Source organism: Cupriavidus oxalaticus (assembly GCF_038900635.1).
In the GTDB taxonomy this organism is placed as follows: domain Bacteria; phylum Pseudomonadota; class Gammaproteobacteria; order Burkholderiales; family Burkholderiaceae; genus Cupriavidus; species Cupriavidus oxalaticus_B.
Genome location: NZ_JAYMRX010000002.1, coordinates 225,033 through 249,880 on the forward strand (window position 1 = coordinate 225,033; position 24,848 = coordinate 249,880).

Consider the following 24,848-nt stretch of genomic DNA (forward strand, 5'->3'; position numbering starts at 1 on the left):
TTTGACTGCGCGGGTTGCGCGGGTTGATCAGTGCGCGTGCGTCGCGCACGCGGTGCAGGCGGTGCCGCCTGCGGGCGCCGCGGCGACATGGCCGGCCGGCTTGCCGACCCGCTTCCACGCCATCGTGCCGGGGCTGGACCAGCGCTCGCGCAGCGCACGCGCCGCACTGACCATGTTGGCCAGCGCCGCCTCGGTTTCTTCCCAGCCGCGCGTCTTCAGGCCGCAGTCAGGATTGACCCACAGCCGCTGCGGCGGCACCACTTCGCAGGCTCGGTCGAGCAGCCGCTCCATCGCCTGCACCGACGGCACGCGCGGCGAGTGGATGTCGTAGACGCCGGGCCCGATCTCGTTCGGGTAGTCGAAGTCGCCGAAGCCTTCCAGCAGTTCCATTGCCGAGCGCGAGGTCTCGATGGTGATCACGTCGGCGTCCAGCGCCGCGATCGACGGCAGGATGTCGTTGAACTCGGCGTAGCACATATGCGTATGGATCTGGGTCTGGTCCCTGACGCCGCTCGCCGACAGGCGGAAAGCGGTGACTGCCCAGTCCAGGTACGCGTCCCAGTCGCCGCGGCGCAGCGGCAGGCCCTCGCGCAGCGCGGGTTCATCGATCTGGATCACGCGGATGCCGGCCTGTTCCAGGTCGCACACTTCGTCGCGGATGGCCAGCGCGAGCTGGCGTGCGGTGGTGGCGCGCGGCTGGTCGTCGCGCACGAACGACCATTGCAGCATGGTGATGGGACCGGTAAGCATGCCCTTCATCGGCCGCTCGGTCAGCGACTGCGCGTAGCGGGTGGTGTCTACCGTCATCGGCTCCGGACGGTACACGTCGCCGTAGATCACCGGCGGCTTGACGCAGCGCGAGCCATAGCTCTGCACCCAGCCGTTCGCGGTAAAGCCGTAGCCGCACAGCTGCTCGCCGAAATACTCGACCATGTCGTTGCGCTCGGCCTCGCCGTGGACCAGCACGTCCAGGCCCAGCGCTTCCTGCTTGCGCACGGCCAGCGCGATTTCGGCGCGGATGCGCTCCAGGTACTCCAGCGCGCCGATGTCGCCGCGCTTGAAAGCCGCACGGGTCTGGCGGATGGCCGCGGTCTGCGGGAACGAACCGATGGTGGTGGTCGGCAGCAGCGGCAGTTGCAGCGCCTCGCGCTGGCGCTCGATGCGCTGTGCGAACGGGCTGGCGCGGCGCGCCATGTCGGCGGTCACGCCGGCCAGGCGTTGCTGCACGCGCGGGTTGACCACGCGGCGCGATTGCCGGCGCGAGGCCTGCACGGCGTCGGACGCCGCCAGCTGCGCGCTGACCGCGGCATCGCCCTCATTGAGCGCGCGTGCCAGCAGCTGCAGTTCACCGAGCTTCTCGGTGGCGAAGGCCAGCCACGACTTCAGTTCGGCATCGAGGCGCACTTCATGCTCCAGCGACACCGGCACATGCAGCAGCGAGCAGGACGGCGCCAGCCACAGGCGCTCGCCGAGCGCCGCGTGCACGGGACGCAGCGTGTCGAGCACGCGACGCAGGTCGGTGCGCCAGATGTTGCGGCCGTCGATGACGCCGGCGGACAGCACTGCGTGCGCCGGCAGCGCGGCCTGCCATGCGGCCAGCTGGCCCGGTGCGCGCACCAGGTCGATATGGAAGCCGTCGACCGGGAGCGCGGCGGCGCGCGCGGCGTGGTCGGCGGCGGTGTCGAAGTAGGTCGCCAGCAGCAGCTTCGGGCCCGCGTCGCGCAGGCCGGCGTAGGCACTGTCGAAAGCGTCGAGCCATGCGGGCTCCAGGTCCAGGCACAGCGCGGGCTCGTCGATCTGTACCCACTCGATGCCACGCGCCTTCAGCTGGCCGAGGATGCGGCGGTAGGCCTGTACCAGCTTCGGCAGCAGCGAGAGGCGGTCGAAGCCGGCCACGTGGCTCTTGGACAGCCACAGGTAGGTGACCGGGCCCACCAGCACCGGGCGCGCGCGCAGGCCTTGCGCCAGCGCTTCGTCGGTTTCCTCGAAGAACCACGCCGGACCGCCGTCGAAGGTGGTGTCGGCATCCAGTTCGGGGACCAGGTAGTGGTAGTTGGTGTCGAACCACTTGGTCATTTCCATTGCCGGCTGTTCGCGGTTGCCGCGCGCCAGCTCGAAATACTGCGTCAGCGTCAGCTGCGCCGGCTCGAAGCCGAAGCGGCGCGGCAAGGCGCCCAGCAGCGCGGTCAGGCTGAGCATCTGGTCGTAGTAGGCGAAGTCGCCGGTGGCCACGGTGTCCAGGCCGTGCTCGGCCTGCAGTTGCCAGTGGCGGCGGCGCAGTTGCGCGGCCACTTCGCGCAGCGCGGCTTCGCTGCTTTCACCGCGCCAGAAGGCCTCCTGCGCGAATTTCAGTTCGCGGCGTTCGCCGATGCGGGGAAAGCCGAGGATATGGGTGCGTGCCATGGGGAACTTGCTCCGGAAGATGACTGGCGCACAGTGTCGGTTTCCCCGTAAAATGAATCAAGCGACAAGTTTTAAACAACATATGAATGCATTTCATACGACAGAGAGGCGGGCCCGCGCCCCGGCCCGGGCATGATCGAGGTCCGCCATTTCCGCTCGCTGGTCGCCATTGCCGAATCCGGCAAGCTCGCCACCGCGGCCGAGCGCGTGCATGTCAGCCAGTCGGCGCTGTCACACCAGATCAAGGCGATTGAAGCGCATTACGGTCTGCCGCTGTTCGACCGGACCCGGCAGGGACTGCGCTTCACGCCGGCGGGCGAACGCCTGCTGGCACTGGCGCGCGAGGTGCTGGCCTCGGTCAGCGCGGCGGACCGCGATATCGAACGGCTCAAAGGCGACACCCGCGGCGAACTGCGCGTGGTGCTTGAGTGCCATACCTGCTTCGACTGGCTGATGCCGGTGATGGATGAGTTCCGCCGCCGCTGGCCCGAGGTGGAGGTGGACCTGGTGGCTGGCTTCCATGCCGACCCGATCTCGCTGCTCAGCGAAGGCCGCGCCGACATGGTGATCGGCTCGCAGCCGGCCGTGCGGCGCGGGCTCGAGGTGGCACCGCTGTTCCGCTTCGAGATCCTGGCGGTCATCGCCAACGAGCACCGGCTGCGCAACAAGCGCCGCATCGAAGCCGCCGACTTGGCCGGCGAGACGCTGATCACCTATCCGGTGCCGGAGCAGCGCATCGACCTGATCCGCGAAGTGCTGGAACCAGCCGGCATCCGGCTGCAGCGGCGCACTGCGGAGCTGACCGTGGCTGTGCTGCAACTGGTGGCGAGCCGGCGCGGCGTGGCCGCATTGCCCAACTGGGGCGTGAAGAACTACGTCGACCACGACTACGTGCTGGCCAAGCGGATCGGCGCTAGGGGGCTGTGGAGCGAGCTCTATGCCACGGTGCCGGCACCGCTGGCGCGCCGGCCTTATGTGGCGGACTTTGTCGCGATCGTGCGGGATACGTGCGCCGCGCAACTCGATGGCATCGAACTGCTGCCGGCATAGCGCGGCCGGCTAGGCCGGCAGTGCCAATCCTGCGTCACTGCGGACCTGCGGGGCAACGGTGCGCGGAGCGGGAGTCGGCTCGCATTGTGCCTCGCTGTCCGGATCGTCGACGTCCGCGCCCAGCACCGCCATGTCGATGCCACTTTCCAGCCGGCGCAGGAACAGCCACAGCAGGCTCGCATCGGCCGCGGTCAAGGTGGCATGGAGCACTGGCTGACTTGCCGATTCGACGCGGGCCGGGTCGAAGCGCAATTGTTCGGGCGCCAGCCCGGTACGGCGGGCGCTGGCAAACACCCACTCCATCGCACCGAACGGGTCGGTGCCGTCGAGTTGAAGGGAAAGGCGCAGTGCGGGAAGGCGGGTGGCAGGCATGTGGTGTTTCCGGCGGATCTACTGGTTGGTCAATTTACCAGCCGGAGCGCAAAATGAGCTTCCTAATTTTCTGCGGTATTGGTAGAAATGAAAAAGGATCATCTACATATGGCAGAATATGTAGATTGTTCTTCCAAAAACGCCGCAGACCATGGTGCAACCTCCCAAGCTCGACGACACTGACCGCCGCATCCTGCGCGAACTCCGGCGCGACGGCCGCCTGTCCAACGCGAAACTGGCCGAGCAGGTCGGCCTCTCCGCCACACCCTGCTGGAACCGGGTGCGCGCACTCGAGGAAAGCGGGGTCATCGAAGGCTACGCCGCACTGCTGAACCAGAAGGCGCTGGGATTGCCGGATACGGTCCTGATCGAGGTCACCCTGGAGCGCCACGACGACGACATGCTGTACCGCTTCGGCCAGGCGCTGGCGGAGCTGCCGGAAGTGATGGAGGCCTACCTGCTCACCGGCGACTACGACTACCTGATCAAGGTCGCGGTGGCGGGCACGCAAGGCTATGAGGAGTTCCTGCGGCACAAGCTGTACAAGCTGCCCGGGCTGCGGCACAGCCGCTCGACCTTCGTGCTGCGCACACTGAAGCGCGAGCCCTCGGTCGAACCCTGAGCCGCCAGCCGGCGCAGCAGGGTATTATGCCGTCCGCATCACTTCCGTCGTGGTGTTGCGCAGCGCGCGCATGGCATCGTCGCATTGCCGGGAGGAGGAGGGATGGACCAGCAGTGCCCAGCGGCCATGCTGCACCGCCTCGCGCACCGGCGTGATGACCAGTTGACGGTCGGCGCGGGCGGTCACGAGGCCGGCCAGCAGCATGCCAAGCACGATGCCGATGAAAATCGCCGCGCCGGCGGCGGGGCCGGCGTTCTGGACCACGGCATCGATCTCCTGCCGGTGCAGGATGCCGACCACCGCGAGGCCGATCACCGCCCCGAGGGCACCCATCATCAGATGCGAACGCACCACCGTGCGCACGATGGCGTCGTTGTCGGGCTCCAGCTTGCGCCCGAATTGTGCTTCGTAAGGATGAACCAGCCGGACCTGGCCGCGCTTCAGGTGCGCCTCGTAGCACACCCGCTCGGCGGCGTTGTTCGCTGCCGATTTGGTATCGAACAACGCGGCAATCCCGGTGCTGGCTTCATCGCCGATCAGTGGATTCCGGGTCATGGCGAACTCCTGAGGAGGCGACGCCGAGTATCCGCCATGTCGTGGCGGCGCCTGGCTTCCGTCCCTCTATTCCAGTCTAGGAACTGCACTAAGGCGGCTGCATAAGTCTGTTGCGCACCCTGCTGTAGGAATATGCCGACGAAGATGGCGACGAAGCGCAACGGTGCGTTCCATGTCCGAATCAAGCGCGAACGCGCAATTCCGCTCATAATGTCGCCGGTGCCGGGCCGCCCCGCGCCCATTGAACAGAATTCCGGTATGAACGACACAGAAATTGAGCTGATCGATTCGGCACGCCTGCCGACGCGATTTGGCGACTTCACGGCACACGCCTTCAAGGGCGCCCACTCAGGCATCGAGCATCTGGCCCTCAGTGTGGGCGAGGTGACAGGCGACGACGTGCTGATCCGCATGCACTCCGAATGCCTGACCGGGGATGTCTTCGGTTCCTGCCGCTGCGATTGCGGCCCGCAACTGGAACTGGCGATGGAAAAGATCGCTGCCGAAGGCCGCGGCATCCTGCTGTACCTGCGCGGCCACGAAGGCCGTGGCATTGGCCTGGCGGAGAAGATCCGCGCCTACCGCCTGCAGGACGGCGGGCTCGATACCGTCGACGCCAACCTGGCGCTGGGCCAGGCCATCGACGCGCGCAACTACGCCTTTGCGGCCGACCTGCTGCACCAGTGGGGCGTCACGTCGGTGCGGCTGATGAGCAATAACCCGCTCAAGGCCGCCGCGCTGGAAAAGGCTGGCATCAGGGTCAACGAGCAACTGCGACACATCGTGCCGTCCAACGCCGAGAACGAAAAATATCTCGCGACCAAGCGCACGCGCATGGGGCACCTGCTCGACTGATGGCGGCTGGCCGTGGATTGCCGGGTAGCCGCCCGGCTACCCTCGGGGGCCTGTCACGACTGCGTGGACGGGCTTTTTTCCTCACATGATTCCGGGTTGATCCGCAAGCGGGCACTGCGCGGGAGGAACTGCGGCTAATTGGTTGCCGACGGCAACTATTGCCATTAGAATCTGTTCGCCGTCCGCAAGCTTTTTGCCCTGATGCCCGACTCCGCAAACACCACCACCGGCTCGATCCTGGAATACCTGACGTTCCGGCTGAACCGCCTTTGTGAAATGACCAAGGACTCTGCCTCCGGGTTCTATGAGCAGGAATTCGGCATCGGCCTGAGGGAATTGCGCGTGCTGCGTTTTGCCGGACTGGAGCCCGGCCTGACGCTGACGCGCCTGATCGAGCTGGTGCTGCTGGAGAAAACGGTGACTTCGAAGCTCGTCACCGCGCTGGCGAAGCGGGGTTTGCTGCGCCGTGAGGTGGGCGCGGCCGATGCCAGGCAACTGAACCTGTTCCTGACCCAGGCCGGCACGGCGCTGGTCGCTCAGACCTACCAGCGCGGCGATGTCCTGGAAAAGATGTTCCTGTCGATTCTGACCGAAGCCGAAATCCAGACGCTGGACCGGTGCATCGGCAAGCTGACCACGGCGCTCGAGGCGCATCAGCGGGGTATCGAGCCGCCGGCTAAATAACAGGGCGGCGAGCGCAAAACGGCACGACAACACAACAACACAACAACACAACAACACAACAACGAGGAGACGACATGCTGCCCAACCACATCCGGAAGCGCCGCCAATGGCGCGCCATCGCATGCGGCGCCCTGTGCGCCGCCGCCTTGCCGGCCTGGAGCCAGGACGCGGGCCGCGCCGCCGCGCCCGCGGCGCCGGCGTTGGTCGCCGCGCTGGAAAGCGACCCGGTCCGGCTAGGCTGGATGCAAGGCTTTCCGCCGCCGCCCGAGAAGCAGATCACCCACGCGCCGGGCGCCGAGAAATTCCCGCGCAATCGCTGGCTGTTCTCGCATATCCGCGAACTGGTGCCGACCGCGTCGGTCTGGCGCGGCAGCGGCCCGCCCAGCCCGCTGCCGCGCACAGAGCGAGATATCGGCTCGGTGCCGTTCACCGATGCGGACGGCACGCACCGGACCTTCGAAGAGATGCTGGCGCTGACCTATACCGACGGCATCCTGGTCATGCACAAGGGCAAGGTCGTCTATGAGCGCTACTTCGGCGTACTGGACGGCCACACGTCCCATATCGCCATGTCGGTGACCAAGTCTTTCGTCGGCACGCTGGCGGCGATGCTGGCCGCCGACGGCAAGCTCGATCCGGCGGCGCCGGTCACGCGCTACCTGCCGGAAATGGCCGGCACCGCCTACGGCGATGCCACGGTGCGCCAGGTTATGGACATGACCGTCGGCGTCCGCTATTCGGAGGACTATGCCAATCCCAAGGCCGAGGTCTGGGACTATGCGCGCGCGGGCGGCATGCTCGCCCGGCCTGCCGGATACAACGGGCCGGGAACGTTCTACGACTTCCTGAAGACGCTGCAGAAGGAAGGCGGACACGACGATGTCTTTGCCTACAAGACGGTGAATGCCGAGGTGCTCGCGTGGATCGTGCGCCGCGCTTCGGGCCAGTCGCTGGCCAGGCTGCTGTCGGAACGGATCTGGCAGCCGATGGGCGCCGAGCAGGATGCCTACTTCACAGTCGACAGCATCGGCACGGAATCGGGCGGCGGCGGCCTGAACACCACGCTGCGCGACCTCGCGCGCTTCGGCGAGACCATCCGCGGCAACGGGCGCTTCAATGGCAAGCAGATCATCCCGGCATCGGTCGTGACCGATATCCGCCGCGGCGGCGACCGCGGGCAGTTCGCACGCTCGGGCAGCGGCGCCGTGCTGCCGGGCTGGAGCTACCGCGACATGTGGTGGGTGTCCCATGACAGCCACGGCATGTTCCAGGCAGCCGGCATCCATGGGCAGCGCATCTACATCGATCCCAAGGCCGAGATGACGATCGTCCGCTATGCGTCGCATCCGATGGCGGCGAACGCTGCCAACAACCCGATCACGTTCCGCGCGTTCCGGGCGCTGGCGGAGACGTTGTCGCGGTAATGGAATGCCGGGGTGGCAGCGTGGCAGCGCCGCCCCGGGCATTCTGGTCTCCTGGTTTTCCCCGTGTTTCCGCTTGGCAAGGCTGGAACGAGGTGCGTGACGACGGCACAAGAGTCCTTGGGCTTTGTCGGCGACCGTCCCTTGCAGTGAAACTGCGGCTTGTTCGTTTGATATTCGGCTAGCGCCTAGTCCGGCGATAGCCGACCTGATGCAGTCGGTCGAGTGTCAAGGCTTATAAGCAATAGCCTCGATTTCCACTTTGGTGCCTGCCATGTTCTTCCCCTGCAACGTCGACCGTGATGGCTTGTTTTCCCGGAAGAACTCTCCATAAACGCGATTGAATAGATCAAAGTCGCTAGCGTCTTCAAGCCAAACTGTTGTCTTCACGACGTCCTCGAGCGTGCAACCCGCGAGGGCGAGTACATTGGCGACGTTCTTCAGCGTCCGACGTGTGTGAGCTTCTATCCCGCCAACAACGATGCTGCCGTCGTCATCTCTGGCTACCTGGCCGGACACAAACACAAAGTCGCCGGCCTTCACCGCCAGCGAGCGTGGCAGGGTTCGTGTGCCCGGATTGCTCTCAGCAAAATGCTCCATCGTCATTTGAGTCACCTCCCTAAAATGCACTCTCCCATCCGTGCTTCGATCAAGCAGGCGCTTTCAGAACGAATAGGCCAAGACCTCACTTGCCTGGCTCGCTACCCTGGTTCTCCGCCGTGCAGGAATTAAATACGGCCCGCACAACAGACAGAGGCGCGGCCCCGAGAAGCGCGTCGGCCTCTGCCTGGCAGTCACGCGTGGGGCCGACTGGCACGCCAGGGCGCTCGCCTAAGGCCGACTTCCCGGGCTGAGTGCCGTCGGTGTTCGAGGCGCAAGCGCCCAGCAGGGTCAGGGCGGCGAGTACTTGCACGGATCTGAGACGCATATTGCAAGGCGCTCCATGAAAGGCCAAGGATAGCCTAGCGTAAGGGGGGTTACGACACAATGAGCCAGGCTTGGGATTGCTCCAGTGAAGCCGGAAACGCTCATAGCACGAGGCAATGACACGGGGAACTTGCGTGGGCTGAAGGGGGCATCTGCATCCGGTCTTCAGCGAGGTAACCCCAGCCCACGCTGGGCGATCAGGTTTCGCTGAATTTCCGCAGTGCCGCCGCCGATGACAGTCAGGATCGCGTACCGTAGCAACTGTTCGAACCTGCCGCTGGCGATTGCGCCTTCGGCGTTCTCGGACAAGGTGGCTCCGGTGCCGAGGATATCGAGCGCCGCCTGGCCCAGGCGTTCCATCAACTCGCCCATAAAGGCCTTGCTCATGGCCGCTTCATGAGTGGGGACCTTGCCTTGCTCGGCCATGGCGATACTCTTCATGAACAACTGCCGGCCGGCTTCCACTTCGGCCGCCAGAGCGCCAATGCGGTCGCGAACCGCCCCATCATTGGCCAGCACCGTCTTGTCGCGGACGCAACGAACCAGTCGTTCGAACTCCGCACGGGCATTGGCGATGAAGCTTCCCATCATCATGCGCTCCGTTGCAAGCGCCGATGTCAGGATTGTCCAGCCGTCGTTGACTTTCCCGACCAACGCACCGGCGGGCACCCGGACATTGTCCAGAAACTCCTGGCAGAACGTGTGACCGTACATCGCCATCGATGGTCTGACGGTGAGGCCCGGGCTGTTCATTGGAACGATGAAGATGCTGAGGCCCGCGTGAGGCCGCACTGCATTCCGGTCGGTGCGGGCGGCCAGCCAAATGTAGTCCGCCTTTTCGGCGGCCGTGGTCCAGATTTTCTGGCCGTTGATGACCCACTCGTCGCCGTCGCGCACGGCGGACGTCTGCATCGATGCGAGGTCCGAGCCCGACCCTGGTTCGCTGTAGCCCAGGCAGAAGGTGATCTCGCCGCGGGCGAGCCTGGGCAGGAACTCGGCCTGTTGCTCGGCCGTGCCGAACGCCATCAGTGCATGCGCCTGGATGTCTCCGCGGCCGCCCATGGGTGCACCGGCTTGCTGGATCTCTTCCATGAATGCGAGTTGCTCGTAGGGCGTGCGTCCCTGGCCACCATACTCCCTGGGCCAGCTCATCGTGTTCCAGCCCTTGCTGCCTAACAGCCTGGTGAACCGGGTGTCGTAGCCCCACTCTTCGTAGGCATGGTCTGGTTCGTGTCTGGGCGAATCGCCGGACCAGTTTTCCTTCAGCCAGGCCCGTACCTCATCGCGGAACGCATTTCCGGCCGGGCCGAGATCGTGCTCGGGAAGCATCGCGCCGTGCTCGAGCAGCGCCCCGGCGAGCTCCTCACGCGCCTGGCGTACGCCGCCGTGGCGGGCCAGATCCGCATGCGTGCGCCGGAAATGCCGCGGCGCCTCATGTTCCTCCGAGTAAGCGATGGCGCCGAAGGTGTGATGCGTTTCGAGCGATACCTGACGCAGCGCGGGGCCGGCGAAGGCGCGGGCGGCCGCGCCGAGGATCCGCCAGTTCCCGGAGCCGAGGTCATGCGTCCTGGCAGCGTTGTGGAGCATCAGTCGTGCGGCCTCCAGCGCCATCAGGCAGTTGGCAAGCTTGTGCTGTATCGCCTGGAAGCGCCCGATCGGCTGACCGAACTGCTGCCGATCCTTGGCATAGGCAACGGCCGTGTCGAAGCCTTGCCGGGCGGCGCCGAGCGCGCGCGCCAGCAGCGCAAGCGCGCCGATCCGACGCAGGTCTTCGGCCAGCCCGGTCGGGAGCGGCAACATTGGCGCGGGCACGTGATCGAAGCTTGCCACTGCCAGCGGTGGTGCCGCCAACCCAGGTGTTTCCGTCACGCTCAGGCCGACCGCGCCGCGCGGTACGATGGCCAGTACCGGCCCCGGCTCGGCCAGAACGAGCAGGTGGGTGGCATGCGCTCCTGCCTCGATAAAGGCAATGCGCCCGTGCAGCTTGCCGTTGGTGACCCGCGCGCCGCCAGCCTGCCGGTCGCCATCAAAGCCGCCGAAAGCGAAGCTCACGCTGGCGTCGCCGCGATGCAGCGCGCTCAGCAGCGCTGCCGACTCGTCGGAGGCGGGACGCCCGGGCAGATGCGGTGACAGGGCGAGATTGGCAAGTGCGGCACCGATCAGCGGCGCCGGGCAGGCGGCGCGCCCCAGTTCTTCAAGCGCCACGGCAATTTCTTGCATGCCGCCTTCCTGCGGATTGCTCCCCAAGCTGGTCAGGCCTTGCTCCGCCAGGTCTCGCCAGATCGACGTCAGCGCCTGCGGGTCTGCGGCAAGCTCCACGGCCCGCTCGGCGGGCCACCTCCGCGCGAGCAGGCGACGCAGGCTCTCCTGCAGCATCAGCCGCTCTTCGTCACTTGGCAGCATTGCTGCGGAGGGGAATGTCGTTTGCGCCTGGGTCATGATGTCTCCTGTGCGGCATCAGCCGCGATGCGGCCGTGATGGATGCCTTGCCAGGAGATTCTGGTGCGCCGCTGCCATACAGTCACCACACTTTCCGGGTGTCGGGCGGGCGATGGAGTGACCGCGCCGTCAGTCGATCAGGCCACGCCTGCGCGCGGCGATCACCGCGTCGTAGCGGCTCGGCACCCCCAGCTTTTCGAACACGTTCCTCATGTTCCACTTCACTGTGTCCAACGTGAGGTTGAGGGTTAGTGCGATCCGCTTGTTCGACATGGACTGCGCGGCCAGGCGCAGGATTTCAATCTCGCGCGGCTTGAGCTCGGGGCCGTTCGCCTGCGCGTCGGGCTCACCGGCCTGCTGAACCGCCGTATGCGCCGCGACACGGCGGCGCAGGACCTCGACCAGATAGTCGCCACCGGAGCCGGGGCCAAGGGTGGGCTGCAGTTGCTGCAAGGCCTGCCGGACGCGCTCGCCTTCATCGAGCAACGTGCGAACGAGCCCTAGCCTCTGGGCTGTTTCGACAGCAGCCCGCAGAAGGCGCATGGCTTCGCTGGCCTCGTCCATTTCTGCAAGAGCGGTACCCGCCAGCAAGTCGGCCTGCACCACGCATTTTTGCCGCCCGTATGCCTTACCGTAGCTGCGCAGCGTTTCTGCGCGCGCCAGCGCTTCGTTCCAGTCCATGCTGGCCAGCGCCAACCGGGCTCCGGTCAGGGCCGCGATCGCCTCGATCTCAGCGAGGAAACCGGTTCCATCGCGATAGCGGCTGGCCAATCGGTCAAGTTCGGTCTGCAGTTTCCGGGCGGCATCCTGATGGTTCAACTGGAGCTCCAGCCGCGCTTGTCCGGCCAGCACATAGGCTAAAGGCCGATCCAATGCCAGCTCGCGGCAGCGGACTTCCTCCTCGCTCAGCGCGTGCAGTGCCTGCGCTGCCGATGCCTGTGCCGCCATCAGGCGGCTGCGGACGATGATTGCAAGCGTCATCGGCTCGGGCGAGGAGAGACGCAGCAAATCCAGCCGGTTGGCCAGCACGTCGTTTGCCTCGGCCAGCAGGTCGGCCTCGTAATACGCGTTGGCGAGGAATGCCGCGCTGTTGACGGCGGACACCGACCGCCGGCCGTGCGCTGCCTCGGCGCGCGCCACCAGGGCGCTGCCGGTGCGGATGGCTTCGCGATTGTTGCCCTCGAGCAGGTGGCTGAGCAGCAGTGTCGATTCGGCCACCAGGGCCATGTCGTCCTGAAGCTCGGAGCGTGGCAAACGTGCGATGTGCTCGTGGAGCGAGCGGGCGTCCTCGTACCGCCCGGCCGCGCAATAGGAAAAACTGAGCACAGCCAGGTGCGCCTGGCGCAGGAAGCGATCGGCCAGGCTTTCGAAGTCCGACGGCGCCACGAGGGCCAATGCGGCTTCGGTGTCGTCGCGTTGCAGCGCGATGCTGGCCCTCAGGTAGAGCACGTGCAAGGCATGCTCCGGCGCCAGCGTGCCGGGCGTCTTCTCCAGCCGCTCAAGCCAGCCCTGCGCGTCGCGCCAGCGGCCTGCGGCCACCAGCGCCCAGCAGCCGAGGAGCAGCAGCCGGGGATGGTCCAGCAGCACATCGGATGGGAGTTCGTCCATCCAGTGTTGCAGCGTGCTGAAGAAGCTCATGCTGCGGATCGGCAGGTCAGCCCGCTCGACCAGGTGCACGGCGGCCTCGGTGTCGTGCGCGTGATAGGCGTGACGCAGCGCTTCAATCAGGAGGCCGCGTTGCTCGAACCACTGGCTGGCCCGCGCATGGATCTCGCGCACCAGCGCAGGATCGCGCTGGTGCAGCCGGTCCTGGAGGAAGCTGGCGAACAGCGGATGAAGGCGGTACCAGGGCAGGGCGCTGTCGAGCTCGACCGGCAGCAGGAAGAGGTTTTCACGCTCGATCTGGTCGAGCAGCGCGGGGGCCCGTGCATTGCCTGTGACGTGTTGCGCCAGATCGGCATTGAAGCGGCGCAAGACCGAGAGCTTCTCGATGAAGTCGGAGACGTCTGGCGCCAGATGGCGCACCACGTCTTCGGAAAGATACCGCTGCAGATCCGTGCGCCGATGCAGCATCTGAGACAGCACGTCCCGCTTGGCCGGGCTGCGCTTGAGCCGGATGCAGATCATCTGCAGGCAAACCGGCCACCCGTCGGTGATGTCGTGGATCAGGCGCGCATCGTCAGGCACCACGTCGCCGAGGTGCTTGGCCAGGAAGTCCTGCGTTTCCGCAAAATCGAACGGCAGGTCGGGGAAGGAGATCTCCGACAGCTCCCCGGTCAGGCGCTGGCGGCTGATGGCAAGCGGTGGATGGGTCCGCGAGGCCAGGATCAGGTGCAGGGTCTCGGGCCCGTGATCCACCAGACCCTGGATCAGCGCATGCGTGTCGCTGTCGTCGACGTGATGATAGTCGTCGATGAAGAGGAACACCTCCTGGCGTCGCTGGCACACCGCGTCAATGATGGTCGCGACCAGTCCTGCAACCGGCAGATCGGCCCGCACCTCAGAGGCAAGGGCAGTCCCGTCATCGACCGGCAGTCCTGCCTGCTGCAGTGCGCCGGTCAGATAGGCGCGGAACTGCGGCAAGTGCCGCTCGTCCGGTGACAGGGACAGCCAGCAGACCAGTTCCCCGTCCTTGAGCAACTGCTGGCGCCACTGGGCCAGCAAGGTCGTCTTGCCGAAGCCCGCACTGCCGCACACCAGCGTCAGCCGGCTGTCGCGCGAATCCCGCAGCCGCGCCAGCAGCTTGGCCCGCGGCGTTGACTGCGGGCTGATGCGCGGCGGCGCGAACTTGGTAGGGATGAGAAGGCGATCGGGGGCCAAGCCAGGGTCTCCTGCTGACATGCGAACGGCATCTTATCGGAAGTGCCGCGGAAGGTCTAAGCGGCCGCCTGGAGGCTGTTTCCCTCGCGCGACCCCGCACGATGGATCTTCGGCGCACAGCTCTGGCCCTGTCACACCCGATTACACCCGATAAGTGTGGTGCGCCCACCCGGCCGGCATCCCATCATTGAACCAGAAGCGAAGGGACAGCCAGATCCGGACTCGACCGAAGCCGGGCGGCCGGGGCACGCTGGGACGCTGCCATCTCGCCTCGCAAGGAGACAGCGCAATGCACTACGAAACCATTATCCATGAACAGCGGGGGCCAGTCGCGTGGATCACATTGAACCGGCCCGCCGAGCTGAATGCGGTGAACCAGCGCATGCTCGAGGAGCTTCATGATGCGCTCACCGCAGTGCAGGCCGACGCGGGCCAGGCCGTACTGGTGCTGACCGGATCCGGCCGCGCGTTCTGCGCCGGCGCCGATCTCAAGGCGCTGCTCGCCGGCCTTCACACCGCGCCAGGCGAGCCGAATTTCGCCGATCGCACGCTGGCCACGCTTTCGCTGCTGCGCAACATGCCCAAGCCAGTCATCGCTGCCATCAACGGGCTGACCATCGCAGGCGGGCTGGAACTGGCGATGTGCTGCGACATCCTGGTCGGCGCGGCGAGCGCCAGGATCGGCGACGGCCATGCCAACTTCGGCGTGTTTCCTGGCGGTGGCGGCGCAGCGGTGCTGCCGCGCCGCGTCGGCCTCAGCCGGGCCAAGCAGCTGCTGTTTACGGGAGACCTTGCCGACGCGGCGCAGATGCAGGCCTGGGGCCTGCTCAACGAGGTGCTGCCCGACGAGGAACTGCTGCCGGCGGTGGCGGCGCTGGCAGAGCGGATGGCGGCCAGGAGCAGTCTCGTGCTGCGCCGCATGAAGGAAGTGGCCAACCGCTCGGTCGACCTGTCGCGGGATGCCGCGCTGCGCGACGAGCTGCTGGTGTGCCAGCAGCACACGCGGTCCCATGACTTCCGCGAGGGTCTCGCTGCCTATAGCGAGAAGCGCCCGCCGGCGTTCCGCGGCATTTGACCATCCAAACTGCCCCAGGGCAGGCCAAGAACTAAAGGAGACAAAGATGAAGATCGACTTCTCGAGGTGGTCGCTCAATGCCGCCTCGCGCTTCGGGCAGCGCGAAGCCCTGGTCAATATCGAGCGCAATCGCCGCTATACGCATCTGGCATTGCACCGGCTCACCAACCAGATCGCTCGCATGATCAAGGAGCGGCTCAACCTTGGAGCGGGCGACCTGTACCTGACCATCCTCGACAACGACAATATGAGCCTGCTGACCTTCTGCACGCTGGCCAAGGCGGACGTGAAGGCGGCATGGTGCAACTTTCGGGACACCTTCGACGAACACCTCTGGCAGATCGACTGGGTCGAGCCCAAGGTGGTACTCCTCGAAACCGCACTGCTGGACAAGTACTACGACACGCTGCGCCAGCGCGGCATCCGGATCGTGTGCATGGATCCGCTCGCGGCGCCCCGCGATGGTGTGTCCTGTTTCTGGGACCTGCTGGAGGGCGTGTCGGACGCGGAGCCGCATATCGAGCTGGACGCCGACGAACCGATGCTCCTGCGCTTCACCGGCGGCACCACCGGCCGCGGCAAGTGCTGCATGTACACGCTGAACAACTGGCTGGCGCTGCACCGCTACTTCTATTCGATGCCGGACGACATGTTCGGCTACGACGCCCGTCACCTGAGCATTACGCCGCTGAGCCACGGGTCCGCGGCCTATGCCACGACGCTTGCTTTCAAGGGCGGCTGCCATGTGACGATGAACGCTTCGGATCTCAAGCAGTTCTGCGCCAATATCCAGAACGAGCGGATCACGTCCAGCCACCTCGTGCCGACCATCCTTTACCGCTTCCTGGAATTTGGCCTGCACGAGCAATTTGACCTGTCCAGCCTGCGCACGATCCTCTATGCGGCGGCGCCGATGAGTCCGGCCAAGCTCGCGCTGCTGCAGGAGAAGTTCGGCAACATCTTCATCCAGGCTTATGGCAGCAGCGAAGCGCTGGCACCCGTGGCCGTGCTGAGCAAGGCGGAGCACCTGTGTGCGCCCGGCCAGAGCAACCGGCACCTGAGCTCTACCGGCATCGCGCTGCCGGAAACGGAGATCGTGGTGATGGACGAACAAGGCCACGAACTGCCGGTCGGCGAGACCGGCGAACTCTGGATCCGCGGACCAGGCGTGATCAAGGGCTACTACAAGAATCCGGAAGCGACTGCAGCCGAATTCCAGGACGGCTTCTGGAAGTCCGGTGACCTCGGCTACATCGACGAAGACCGCTATGTGTACATCGTCGATCGCAAGAAGGACATGATCATCAGCGGCGGCTTCAACGTCTACGCCATCGAGGTCGAGGCCGCGCTCAATGCGCACCCCGCCGTGCTGATGTCGGCGGCAGTGGGCGTGCCGCATGCCGAGTGGGGCGAATCCGTGCACGCCGAGGTGGTGCTCAAGGAAGGCCATGTGGCCGATCCGGCCGAGATCGTCGCGTTCTGCAAAGAGCGCATCGGGTACAAGGCGCCGAAGACGGTGACCATCGTTGACCAGCTCCCGATGACGGTGATCGGCAAGGTGCTGCGCCGGCAAGTGCGCGACAAATACTGGGCCGATCAGCAGCGCAAGGTGAACTAGCCAACAGCTCGAGGGCAACAAGATGAGCATGTCAAACCGTGTCGCCATCGTCTCGATGGCACAAGTCAACTACAACGAGAATCGGGCGTGTTCGCCCGAGGAGCTGGCCTACCAGGCAATCCGTCCGGTGCTTCAGGAGACCGGCCTGCGGTTCCTGCCGGCCTATGAGAAGGGCGGGATCGACGCAAGCCTGATCTGCCACGAACACTCGCGCATCGCGCGGCCATTCTCGGCCTCGCTGGTGGTGGACGTTGCCGGCGCGAACCTGCGTCCCGATGAAAAGATCGACCAGGACGGCGCCGTCGGCGTCCTTGAGGCGGCCTGGCAGATCGCCTCCGGCGAGTTTGAAACGGTGCTCGTGGTCGCTGTATGCCACGACTCCACCAGTCGCAGCGCGGGTAATGCAATCGAGAACAAGGTCTTCGATCCCTTCTTCTGCCGGCCGCTCGGTCTCGACAACTTGCAGGCCGCCGCCCTGCAGGCAAACCGCTACATGGAGAAGTACGGAGTCTCTCCCGAGCAATGCGCGGGGGTGTCGGTGAAGAACCTGCGCCACGCGAAGGACAACCCGCTGGCGCTGCGGGCGGGCGACTACAGCGTTGCCGACGTGCTCGGCTCGAAAGCCCTGTCGGATCCGATCACGGCGCTGCAGACGCGTGCGTTCGGCGACAGCGCCATCGTGATGCTGCTGGCCAGCGAGCAGCGGGCCCGGCAACTGACCAGCAAGCCCGTCTGGATCAAGGGGCAGGCAAATTGCTGCGACGGCTACTACCTGGGGGATCGCGACCTCGCGGAATCCGAGGTGCTGACGATCGCGGCGAAGAAGGCTTACCGCATGGCCGGCATCAGCGATCCGCGCAAGGAGATCGATCTGCTCGAAGTGACCGACGAGTTCTCCTACCAGGAGCTGATGACCTACGAGGGGCTAGGCCTGTGTGACGCCGGCCAGGGCGGCCGCTGGCTGGAATCCGGCATGAGCAACCGCGGTGGCCATCAGCCCGTCAACCTTTCCGGTGGCGCGTTGTCCGGCTGTTCCCATACCACCATCGGCATGGGCCGTATTGCCGAAATCGTGTTGCAACTGCGCGGCGAGGCGGGCACACGCCAGGTGGACGGTGCCCGCACGGGGCTTGCGCATCTGGCTTCCGGGCCTTGCGGGCAATTGCAGCAGGTCATGGTCCTGGGCACCACGCCCTGAGGTCCGGCAGGTGACGCGGGACGACGCAAGACGTCGCGGCAACGGAGAAACTGTATGAATCGCAGAGTGGCAATCGTCGGCTTTGGCCAGACGGAGATGATGGCGCGTAGCCCGCTGAGCAAGGCGGAGCTGGCCAACCAGGCCGTGCGGCGGGCACTGGAAGATGCGCAGATCACAATGAAGCAGGTCGACGAGATCGTGCTGGCCGACATCGACTACGTGTCGGGAACCGCTGAATCGGAAATGGAGCTGGCCGACTGGGTCGGGCACCGCCGCAAGCCCGTGGTCAAGATCGAGACTGGCGGCACCGTGGGCGGGTCGGCGGCGCTGTCGGCCGTACACCATATCGCAGCCGGTGCCTGTGACGTTGCGCTGGTGTCGGCAACGGCGAAGTTCGTCGGCCCGCCGCCAGGCACGCTGCCGCGCGGGCCGTTCCTGCAGGCGGCGATCAATTCCGGCCTGCACGCGCTCACCGAAAAATGGTGCAGCGTGGGCGCCGTGGGGACCTTCTCTCTGATGGCGAGCTCCTATGTAAAGCTGTCCGGCTGCACCGAGGAAGCGGTTGCCATCGCCCGGGTCAAGGCCGCCAACAACGCGCTGAAGAACCCCTATGCGCATCTGCGCGAGCACCTGACCGTGGAAGACGTGCTCAACTCGCCCATGCTGACGGCGCCGATGCGCCAGCTCCATATGTGCCCGATCACGGAAGGCTCGGCGGCGATGATCTTCGCCAGCGAGGACGTGGCGCACAAGCTCACCAGAAAGCCGGTATGGGTGAAGGACATGGTCACCATCCACTCCGCGCAGCACTGGGCCGCGCTGCAGGACTTCATCGCCCCCAGGGAGCGTTGCGTGCTGCCGAGCCTGGCCAAGGCGTGCGAAGTGCTCTACAAGCGCAACGGCATCACGCATCCCGCCAAACAGCTCGATGTGGTCGAGATGTACGAGCCCTGCACCTGGGCAGAACTGGTGTGGATGGAAACCATGGGCCTGTGCGAGCCGAACCAGGCCTGGAAGCTGATGGGCACCGGCGCGACCGATATCGACGGCGAACTGCCCATCAATCCATCGGGCGGGGTCACGTGTACCAACCCGGGGGTTCCCTCGACCCTGCTGCGTTATGGCGAACTGGCCCTGCAGATCCGCGGCGATGCCGGCGAGCACCAGGTGCCGCGCGATGTCAGGCTGGGCCTGGCCACCGGCTTTGGCGGCACCGGCTGGACGCCGCTGATGCTGCTGTCCAAGGACAAGTAAGGAGGATAGGCAATGAGCACCGAGCAACCCGAAACCCTTCCCGTGCCGCCGACGCGCCTGCGCACGCCCTTCTTCATGGAGTACCCGCTGGGCCTGTTCAATGGCAGGTTCTCCCGCGAAATGCGCGACAACGGCCGCCTCATGGGCATGGTCTGCCGCCATTGCGGCTTCAGCATGCTGCCGCCGCAGGCCGTTTGCAGCGTCTGCCATGGCGAGAACTTCGAGGATCCGCAATGGGTGGAGATGGGGCCCGAGGCCACGGTGGCGGGCTTCATGTCGTTCAACATGCCATTCATCGACACCAACGATCTGTCGGTGCAGTCAAGCGCCTATCCAGTCGGCGTGCTGATGGTCGATTCGCCGGGCCGCAATGCCGGCTTCCTGTGGCACTACATCGGCGAAACCGATCCGAGCAAGGTGCACAACGGCATGCGCGTACGCGCCGTGTTCCGGCCCGAAGCCGAGCGCAAGGGGTTGATGACCGACATCCTCTACTGGGAGCCGGTGCGAGAACCTGCCACAACACAAGGAGATTAAGGCCATGTATCCCGCATACCTGGAAGACGCGGAACCCGCGATCTTGCGCCAGCCGGTGCTTTATGCCGACATCAATTACGACGTGGGCGAGACCAACGGCCGCTTCTTCGCCGCGCTGCGCGACCACGGCAGGATCACCGCGACCTGCTGCACCGCCTGCGCGCGTACCTACGTGCCGCCGCGGCTGTCCTGCCCCGAGTGCTTTGCCGAACTGCGCGACTGGGTCGACGTCAGCGACACCGGCACGCTGGTGTCCTACACCATCGTGCGCGAGCCCGGGATGCTGCAACCGGTGGTCCGCCCATATGTCCTGGGGCTCATCCGCCTCGATGGTGCCGATACGGCCCTGATGCACTACCTCGGCGAAGTCGACACCGAGGCCGTGAAGACCGGCATGCGCGTGTGCGCGGTGCTGGCGGACGAGCGCATGGGCAACATCTGGGACATCCGCTACTTCAAACCGGTCGGCGACAGTGCCTGATCGAGATCCGGCGGCGCTCGGGCGCGCAAGCCGGGCCTCAGGAGACAAGATATGGCGATCATCGATTTCTTCGACCGCGGCTGGCAGATCGATCCCGATGCTGTGGCCTACGTGATGGATGACGAGGTGTTCACCTTCGAGGCGGTGGGCAAGCTCTCATGCCGCATCGCACACGCGCTGCTCGCGGAGGGCATGGGGCGCGGCAAGACCGGCGCGGTGCTGGGCGCTAACCATCCCACCGCGTGGACCTGCACGCTGGGCCTGTGGCGAGCCGGCATGGCGTGGATGCCGGTCAATCCGCGCGGCTCGACGGAAGAGAACCAGCAATTGCTGGACGGCTTCGACTGCGAAGTGCTGTTCTTCCAGAAGGCGTTCGCGCCCGTGGTAGAGGCAATGCGCCCGAAGCTGCCCAAGGTCAGGCTCTATGTCTGCATCGAAGAAGCCGTGCCAGGCGCGAGCGGACTCCCGGACTGGATTGCGGGGCAACCGGCGACCAGGCCGGAGGTTTCGTACGAGCCGGATGACACGATCGCCGTGATGCCAACCGGGGGCACGACGGGGCTGCCCAAGGGAGTGATGAACACCCATCGCAGCTTCCAGGCCTTCTGCGCGCAGTTCATGATCGCCTGCAGCTACCGCGCGGACGAGAAGATCGTGAACCTGGCCGCCGCGCCCATGACGCACACGGCGGGTGTGCTGTCGCTGCCGTGTACCGCGCGTGGCGGCACGGTGGTGGTACTGACCAAGCCGGATCCTGCCGCGCTGGTCGGGGCAATAGAGAAGCACCGGGTCAGCGAGTTCTTCCTGCCGCCGACCGTGATCTATCGGCTGCTCGACATGCCGGGCATCGGGGAGCACGACTACTCCTCGCTGAAGTACTTCATCTGCGGCGCGGCGCCGATGTCGGCCGAAAAGCTGCGCCGTGCGATGGCGGTGTTCGGGCCGGTCATGATGGAAGCCTACGGCCAGACCGAGGCGCCAGGATCGATCGCGATCAAGCGGCCCGAGGAAAACTTCTCCGGCGGCGAGATCGCCGGCGAAGCCCGGCTGCTGTCGTGCGGCCGCCCAGGCCCGCTGGTGCGCGTGGCGATCATGAACGCGCGCAACGAGCCGCTTGCCACCGGCGAGACCGGCGAGATCTGCGTGCGCGGCGACCTGGTGATGAAGGGCTACTACAAGGCGCCGGAGAAGACGGCCGAGGCGATCGTCGACGGCTGGCTGCACACCGGCGACATCGGGCACATCGATGGCGACGGCTACCTGCGCATCACGGACCGCAAGAAGGACATGGTCATCACGGGGGGCTTCAATGTGTACCCCAGTGAAGTCGAGCAGGTGATCTGGGCCCACCCCGCGGTGCAGGACTGTGCGGTGATCGGCGTGCCGGACGCCACCTGGGGCGAGGCCGTCAAGGCCGTGGTCGAACTGAACCCGGGCATGGACGTCAGCGGCGAGGAGTTGATTGCGCTGTGCAAGGAAAGGCTGGGCAGCGTGAAGGCACCGAAGTCGGTGGATTTCGTCGCCACCCTGCCGCGCAGCCCCAACGGCAAGGTGCTGAAGAAGGACCTGCGCACGCCGTACTGGACCGCGCAGAATCGCAGCATCTGATGACAGGGACGAGGAGATCCATGAGCAGCAATGTACTGATCGCCGGCGTCGGGATGGTGCCGTTCCGGCGCCCCGGCCAGAGCGACCCCTATGACGTGATGGCCGAAAACGCGGTGCGCACGGCGCTGGCCGATGCCGGCATCGAATACAGCCTGGTGGACCAGGCCTTCGCGAGCTTCGTCTACGGAGACTCGTGCTCGGGGGAACGCGCGCTCTACCGGGTCGGCATGACCGGCATCCCGATCACCAACGTCAACAACAACTGTGCGTCGGGTTCTTCGGCGCTGTATCTGGCGCGGCAGGCAGTGCTGGCGGGCGCGGCGGAATGCGCGCTTGCGGTCGGCTTTGAGCAAATGCAGCCCGGCGCGCTGGACCGGGTGTTTCCAGGCCATGCCGATCCGCTGGAGCGCCACCGCGAGAGCGTGGCGGCGGCGATGGGCTTTGGCGAAGCGGAACGCGCGTTGCCGCCAGCGCTGATGATGTTCGGCTCGCAGCTCGAATGGACGGCGCGCGAACTGCATATCCCGGACGAGGTGTTCGCGCGCATTGCAGTCAAGGCGCGCGCGCATGCCAGGCACAATCCCTACGCGATCTTCCGCGACCCGCTCACAGTCGAAGAGGTGCTGGCCGCCCCCACGGTCTGGGGGCGCCTGCGCAAGCTCTACGCCTGCCCGCCGAGCTGTGGCGCCGCCGCCGTGATCGTGTGCAGCGAGCCGTTTGCGCGACGCCACGGGCTGCGTACCGATGTGGCGATCCTCGCGCACGAAATAGGCAGTGATATTTCTGCCGACCTCGATCCGCCCAACGTGCCCGATGCGCTGAGCCGGGGCGCGGCGCGGCGCACGGCCGACCGCGCATACGCCATGGCCGGCGTGGAGCCGCAGGACATTGACGTGGCGGAAGTGCACGACTGCTTCGTCAGCAACGAATTGCTCACCTACGCATGCCTGGGCTTCTGCGAAGAGCAAGACCTTGAGCGGTTCGTTGTCGAGGGTCGCAACACCTACGGCGGCCAGGTGGTGGTGTGTCCGTCAGGTGGCTTGTTGTCCAAGGGGCACCCGCTGGGCGCGACCGGGCTGGCGCAGATCACCGAGCTCGCCACCCAATTGCGTGGCAGCGCCGGCCAGCGGCAGGTCGAGGGCGCCCGCACGGCGCTGCAGCACAACGGCGGGTTGGGCACTGCGGTATCCGTCGCGATCCTGCAGCGCCAGGGCTGAGCCGCGGATCGGCTTATCTCGACCACTGGCCATCATCTCCGGGAGCCTGACATGGACCAACCCGTCCTTCTGACGCGGCAAGGTGCCGTCGCCACCATTACGCTGAACCGGCCCGAGCGGGGCAATGCCATCGACACCGAGGCGGCGCGCGCGCTGATCGGGTGCATCGACGAGCTGGCAGCCGACACGGCGGTACGCACGGTCGTGCTGCGTGCTGTGGGGCGGCAGTTCTGCGCCGGTGGGAACATCGACGCCTTCCTCCACGCCGGCGCGAGCCTGCCGTCCATGCTCGACGAACTGCTTGGCCCGCTGCATGCGGCGCTGTACAAGCTCGCAACCTTGCCGGTTCCGGTGATCAGCGCCGTCAACGGGCCGGTCGGCGGCGGCGGCATTGGCCTGGCACTTTGCGCGGATATCGTGCTGGCGGCCGAGTCGATGAAGTTGCGCGGCGGCTATTCCGCCATCGGGCTCACGCCGGATGCCGGCTCGTCGTGGTTCCTGGCACGCCGTGTGGGTGCCATGCGCGCCAAGCAACTCTTCTTCACCAATGGGGTGCTTTCGGCCCGGCAATGCCTGGAGATGGGGATCGTGAGCGAGGTGGTCCCGGATGCGGAGCTCCTGGCACGTACGGATACGCTGGCTGAAACACTGGCTCTCGGCGCGACCGCAGCGCTGGGGCGGATCAAGCAACTGGTCGACGGCGCGCACGAACGAACACTGCTTGCGCAGCTCGATCTGGAGCACAGCCTGATGGTCGAGTCCGCTGCCGGCGCTCATGCCGCCGAGGGTATTGCCGCCTTTACCGAAAGGCGGCCACCCAGGTTCAAATGACAACGGGAGGCCAGGCCGCTCCGGCCCTGGTGGCGTTCTTCACGAGGTAAGTCAATGCAAGTCAATCTCGATTTCACCGGCCGCCACGTCTTCGTGTTCGGCGGCACCACCGGCATCAACTTCGGCATCGCCCAGGCGTTCGCCAGGCAAGGCGCCAGCGTGACCGTGGCCAGCCGCAAGCAGGAGAACGTCGATGCCGCGCACCGGCAGCTCGCGCAGTTTGGCGGGCCGGTCCTTGGGGTCTGCGCCGATGTGCGCGATTTCGATGCGGTAGGCCGGGCGTTCGCCGAAGCGGTCGAACGCTTCGGCCCTGTCGATGTAGTGGTCTCTGGCGCCGCCGGCAACTTCCTGTGCGAGGCGAAGGACATGTCGTCGAACGGCTTTCGCGTGGTGGTCGACATCGATCTCGTCGGCACCTTTAACGTCCTGCGCCAGGCCTATGGGCACCTGCGCAAGCCGGGCGCGGCGGTGATCAATATCACGGCGCCACAGTCGTTCGTGCCGATGCGCTACCAGGCGCATGCCAGTGCCGCCAAGGCGGGGGTCGACCAACTGACGCGCGTGCTCGCGCTCGAATGGGGCGGTGATGGCATCCGCATCAACTCGATCTCGCCAGGGCCGATCGAGGGTACGGAGGGCTTCCGGCGGTTGATGGCGCCCACCGAGGCGGAGCGCGCCGCCGCGCAATCCAGCGTGCCGATGCAGCGCTTTGGCACCTTGGACGATATCGCCAATCTTGCGCTGTTCCTGGCATCGCCCTATGCGGGGTACATCTCGGGCGCGCTTGTGCCGTGCGACGGCGGTGGTGCCCTGGAGAGCGTCAAGCCGCCACTCGAAGCGGCGGGCCGTGCGGCAGCGGCGACTGGAAAGCCGGCCTGAAG

21 protein-coding genes are annotated in these 24,848 nt (G+C 66.0%); 15 read left to right on the top strand and 6 right to left on the bottom strand.

All coding sequences use genetic code 11. From position 1 onward, the window contains the following. Window positions 1-27 precede the first annotated feature (27 nt). Complete coding sequence (metE, locus tag VSR71_RS05230) at window positions 28-2,403, bottom strand: 5-methyltetrahydropteroyltriglutamate--homocysteine S-methyltransferase (protein WP_342912850.1); 2,376 nt, start codon at window positions 2,401-2,403, stop codon at window positions 28-30. A gap of 132 nt (window positions 2,404-2,535) precedes the next feature. On the opposite strand from metE, the gene VSR71_RS05235 reads away from it, so the two are divergent. Then, window positions 2,536-3,453: a LysR family transcriptional regulator gene (locus VSR71_RS05235; protein ID WP_342912851.1), complete on the top strand. Its 918-nt coding sequence runs from the start codon at window positions 2,536-2,538 to the stop codon at window positions 3,451-3,453. Window positions 3,454-3,462: 9 nt separating this feature from the next. Here VSR71_RS05235 and VSR71_RS05240 read toward each other — a convergent pair whose 3' ends face one another. Beyond that, window positions 3,463-3,825, bottom strand: coding sequence for an AsnC family transcriptional regulator (locus tag VSR71_RS05240; RefSeq protein WP_342912852.1), 363 nt, complete (start codon window positions 3,823-3,825; stop codon window positions 3,463-3,465). 151 nt (window positions 3,826-3,976) lie between these two features. Between VSR71_RS05240 and VSR71_RS05245 the strand changes: the two genes are divergently transcribed. Beyond that, the gene (locus tag VSR71_RS05245) at window positions 3,977-4,447 is read left to right on the top strand and encodes an Lrp/AsnC family transcriptional regulator (RefSeq protein WP_133094482.1); all 471 of its coding nucleotides are present in this window, start codon (window positions 3,977-3,979) and stop codon (window positions 4,445-4,447) included. 24 nt (window positions 4,448-4,471) lie between these two features. Here VSR71_RS05245 and VSR71_RS05250 read toward each other — a convergent pair whose 3' ends face one another. After that, a complete protein-coding gene (locus VSR71_RS05250) occupies window positions 4,472-5,002 on the bottom strand; it encodes a riboflavin biosynthesis protein RibA (protein ID WP_342912853.1) in 531 nt (176 codons plus the stop codon). A 258-nt stretch (window positions 5,003-5,260) separates the two neighbouring features. On the opposite strand from VSR71_RS05250, the gene ribA reads away from it, so the two are divergent. The 3 genes from ribA to VSR71_RS05265 all read left to right on the top strand — a co-directional run bounded on the left by ribA (window position 5,261) and on the right by VSR71_RS05265 (window position 7,965). After that, window positions 5,261-5,857 (top strand): GTP cyclohydrolase II, encoded by a 597-nt coding sequence (gene ribA / locus VSR71_RS05255; RefSeq protein WP_063240605.1) that lies wholly within the window; start codon window positions 5,261-5,263, stop codon window positions 5,855-5,857. Between the two features lie 201 nt (window positions 5,858-6,058). After that, on the top strand, window positions 6,059-6,541 hold the full coding sequence (locus VSR71_RS05260; protein WP_342912854.1) for a MarR family winged helix-turn-helix transcriptional regulator: 483 nt from the start codon (window positions 6,059-6,061) through the stop codon (window positions 6,539-6,541). Window positions 6,542-6,615: 74 nt separating this feature from the next. Further along, window positions 6,616-7,965: a serine hydrolase gene (locus tag VSR71_RS05265; RefSeq protein WP_342912855.1), complete on the top strand. Its 1,350-nt coding sequence runs from the start codon at window positions 6,616-6,618 to the stop codon at window positions 7,963-7,965. Window positions 7,966-8,190: 225 nt separating this feature from the next. Here the strand turns inward: VSR71_RS05265 and VSR71_RS05270 are convergent, their stop codons facing one another. From VSR71_RS05270 to VSR71_RS05280, 3 genes are all read right to left on the bottom strand, one after another. After that, complete coding sequence (locus VSR71_RS05270) at window positions 8,191-8,568, bottom strand: RidA family protein (protein WP_342912856.1); 378 nt, start codon at window positions 8,566-8,568, stop codon at window positions 8,191-8,193. Window positions 8,569-9,054: 486 nt separating this feature from the next. Continuing rightward, window positions 9,055-11,328: an acyl-CoA dehydrogenase gene (locus VSR71_RS05275; protein WP_342912857.1), complete on the bottom strand. Its 2,274-nt coding sequence runs from the start codon at window positions 11,326-11,328 to the stop codon at window positions 9,055-9,057. 129 nt (window positions 11,329-11,457) lie between these two features. Further along, complete coding sequence (locus tag VSR71_RS05280) at window positions 11,458-14,148, bottom strand: LuxR C-terminal-related transcriptional regulator (RefSeq protein ID WP_342912858.1); 2,691 nt, start codon at window positions 14,146-14,148, stop codon at window positions 11,458-11,460. A 289-nt stretch (window positions 14,149-14,437) separates the two neighbouring features. Between VSR71_RS05280 and VSR71_RS05285 the strand changes: the two genes are divergently transcribed. The 10 genes from VSR71_RS05285 to VSR71_RS05330 are packed head-to-tail and all read left to right on the top strand — an operon-like array spanning window position 14,438 to window position 24,846. Continuing rightward, a complete protein-coding gene (locus VSR71_RS05285; RefSeq protein WP_342912859.1) occupies window positions 14,438-15,223 on the top strand; it encodes an enoyl-CoA hydratase/isomerase family protein in 786 nt (261 codons plus the stop codon). A 46-nt stretch (window positions 15,224-15,269) separates the two neighbouring features. Continuing rightward, window positions 15,270-16,841, top strand: coding sequence for a class I adenylate-forming enzyme family protein (locus tag VSR71_RS05290; RefSeq protein ID WP_342912860.1), 1,572 nt, complete (start codon window positions 15,270-15,272; stop codon window positions 16,839-16,841). Window positions 16,842-16,869: 28 nt separating this feature from the next. After that, window positions 16,870-18,039 (top strand): thiolase family protein, encoded by a 1,170-nt coding sequence (locus tag VSR71_RS05295; protein WP_342912861.1) that lies wholly within the window; start codon window positions 16,870-16,872, stop codon window positions 18,037-18,039. A 54-nt stretch (window positions 18,040-18,093) separates the two neighbouring features. Next, entirely contained in the window at window positions 18,094-19,293 is a 1,200-nt protein-coding gene (locus tag VSR71_RS05300) for a thiolase C-terminal domain-containing protein (protein WP_342912862.1), read from the top strand. Window positions 19,294-19,305: 12 nt separating this feature from the next. Next, the gene (locus tag VSR71_RS05305; RefSeq protein WP_342912863.1) at window positions 19,306-19,830 is read left to right on the top strand and encodes a Zn-ribbon domain-containing OB-fold protein; all 525 of its coding nucleotides are present in this window, start codon (window positions 19,306-19,308) and stop codon (window positions 19,828-19,830) included. A gap of 4 nt (window positions 19,831-19,834) precedes the next feature. Beyond that, a complete protein-coding gene (locus VSR71_RS05310) occupies window positions 19,835-20,311 on the top strand; it encodes a Zn-ribbon domain-containing OB-fold protein (RefSeq protein ID WP_342912864.1) in 477 nt (158 codons plus the stop codon). A 51-nt stretch (window positions 20,312-20,362) separates the two neighbouring features. Continuing rightward, complete coding sequence (locus tag VSR71_RS05315) at window positions 20,363-21,919, top strand: AMP-binding protein (protein ID WP_342912865.1); 1,557 nt, start codon at window positions 20,363-20,365, stop codon at window positions 21,917-21,919. A 20-nt stretch (window positions 21,920-21,939) separates the two neighbouring features. Next, window positions 21,940-23,136, top strand: a complete 1,197-nt coding sequence (locus tag VSR71_RS05320) for a lipid-transfer protein (protein WP_342912866.1) — start codon at window positions 21,940-21,942, stop codon at window positions 23,134-23,136. Between the two features lie 51 nt (window positions 23,137-23,187). Then, complete coding sequence (locus tag VSR71_RS05325; protein ID WP_342912867.1) at window positions 23,188-23,967, top strand: enoyl-CoA hydratase/isomerase family protein; 780 nt, start codon at window positions 23,188-23,190, stop codon at window positions 23,965-23,967. A gap of 54 nt (window positions 23,968-24,021) precedes the next feature. Then, window positions 24,022-24,846: an SDR family oxidoreductase gene (locus VSR71_RS05330; protein WP_342912868.1), complete on the top strand. Its 825-nt coding sequence runs from the start codon at window positions 24,022-24,024 to the stop codon at window positions 24,844-24,846. Window positions 24,847-24,848: the final 2 nt, after the last annotated feature.

Bases quoted from the DNA above. Each gene is read 5' to 3' on its own strand.
- metE (WP_342912850.1), bottom strand. From the start codon at position 2,403: ATGGCACGCACCCATATCCTCGGCTTTCCCCGCATCGGCGAACGCCGC.
- VSR71_RS05235 (WP_342912851.1), top strand. From the start codon at position 2,536: ATGATCGAGGTCCGCCATTTCCGCTCGCTGGTCGCCATTGCCGAATCC.
- VSR71_RS05240 (WP_342912852.1), bottom strand. From the start codon at position 3,825: ATGCCTGCCACCCGCCTTCCCGCACTGCGCCTTTCCCTTCAACTCGAC.
- VSR71_RS05245 (WP_133094482.1), top strand. From the start codon at position 3,977: ATGGTGCAACCTCCCAAGCTCGACGACACTGACCGCCGCATCCTGCGC.
- VSR71_RS05250 (WP_342912853.1), bottom strand. From the start codon at position 5,002: ATGACCCGGAATCCACTGATCGGCGATGAAGCCAGCACCGGGATTGCC.
- ribA (WP_063240605.1), top strand. From the start codon at position 5,261: ATGAACGACACAGAAATTGAGCTGATCGATTCGGCACGCCTGCCGACG.
- VSR71_RS05260 (WP_342912854.1), top strand. From the start codon at position 6,059: ATGCCCGACTCCGCAAACACCACCACCGGCTCGATCCTGGAATACCTG.
- VSR71_RS05265 (WP_342912855.1), top strand. From the start codon at position 6,616: ATGCTGCCCAACCACATCCGGAAGCGCCGCCAATGGCGCGCCATCGCA.
- VSR71_RS05270 (WP_342912856.1), bottom strand. From the start codon at position 8,568: ATGACGATGGAGCATTTTGCTGAGAGCAATCCGGGCACACGAACCCTG.
- VSR71_RS05275 (WP_342912857.1), bottom strand. From the start codon at position 11,328: ATGACCCAGGCGCAAACGACATTCCCCTCCGCAGCAATGCTGCCAAGT.
- VSR71_RS05285 (WP_342912859.1), top strand. From the start codon at position 14,438: ATGCACTACGAAACCATTATCCATGAACAGCGGGGGCCAGTCGCGTGG.
- VSR71_RS05290 (WP_342912860.1), top strand. From the start codon at position 15,270: ATGAAGATCGACTTCTCGAGGTGGTCGCTCAATGCCGCCTCGCGCTTC.
- VSR71_RS05295 (WP_342912861.1), top strand. From the start codon at position 16,870: ATGTCAAACCGTGTCGCCATCGTCTCGATGGCACAAGTCAACTACAAC.
- VSR71_RS05300 (WP_342912862.1), top strand. From the start codon at position 18,094: ATGAATCGCAGAGTGGCAATCGTCGGCTTTGGCCAGACGGAGATGATG.
- VSR71_RS05305 (WP_342912863.1), top strand. From the start codon at position 19,306: ATGAGCACCGAGCAACCCGAAACCCTTCCCGTGCCGCCGACGCGCCTG.
- VSR71_RS05310 (WP_342912864.1), top strand. From the start codon at position 19,835: ATGTATCCCGCATACCTGGAAGACGCGGAACCCGCGATCTTGCGCCAG.
- VSR71_RS05315 (WP_342912865.1), top strand. From the start codon at position 20,363: ATGGCGATCATCGATTTCTTCGACCGCGGCTGGCAGATCGATCCCGAT.
- VSR71_RS05320 (WP_342912866.1), top strand. From the start codon at position 21,940: ATGAGCAGCAATGTACTGATCGCCGGCGTCGGGATGGTGCCGTTCCGG.
- VSR71_RS05325 (WP_342912867.1), top strand. From the start codon at position 23,188: ATGGACCAACCCGTCCTTCTGACGCGGCAAGGTGCCGTCGCCACCATT.
- VSR71_RS05330 (WP_342912868.1), top strand. From the start codon at position 24,022: ATGCAAGTCAATCTCGATTTCACCGGCCGCCACGTCTTCGTGTTCGGC.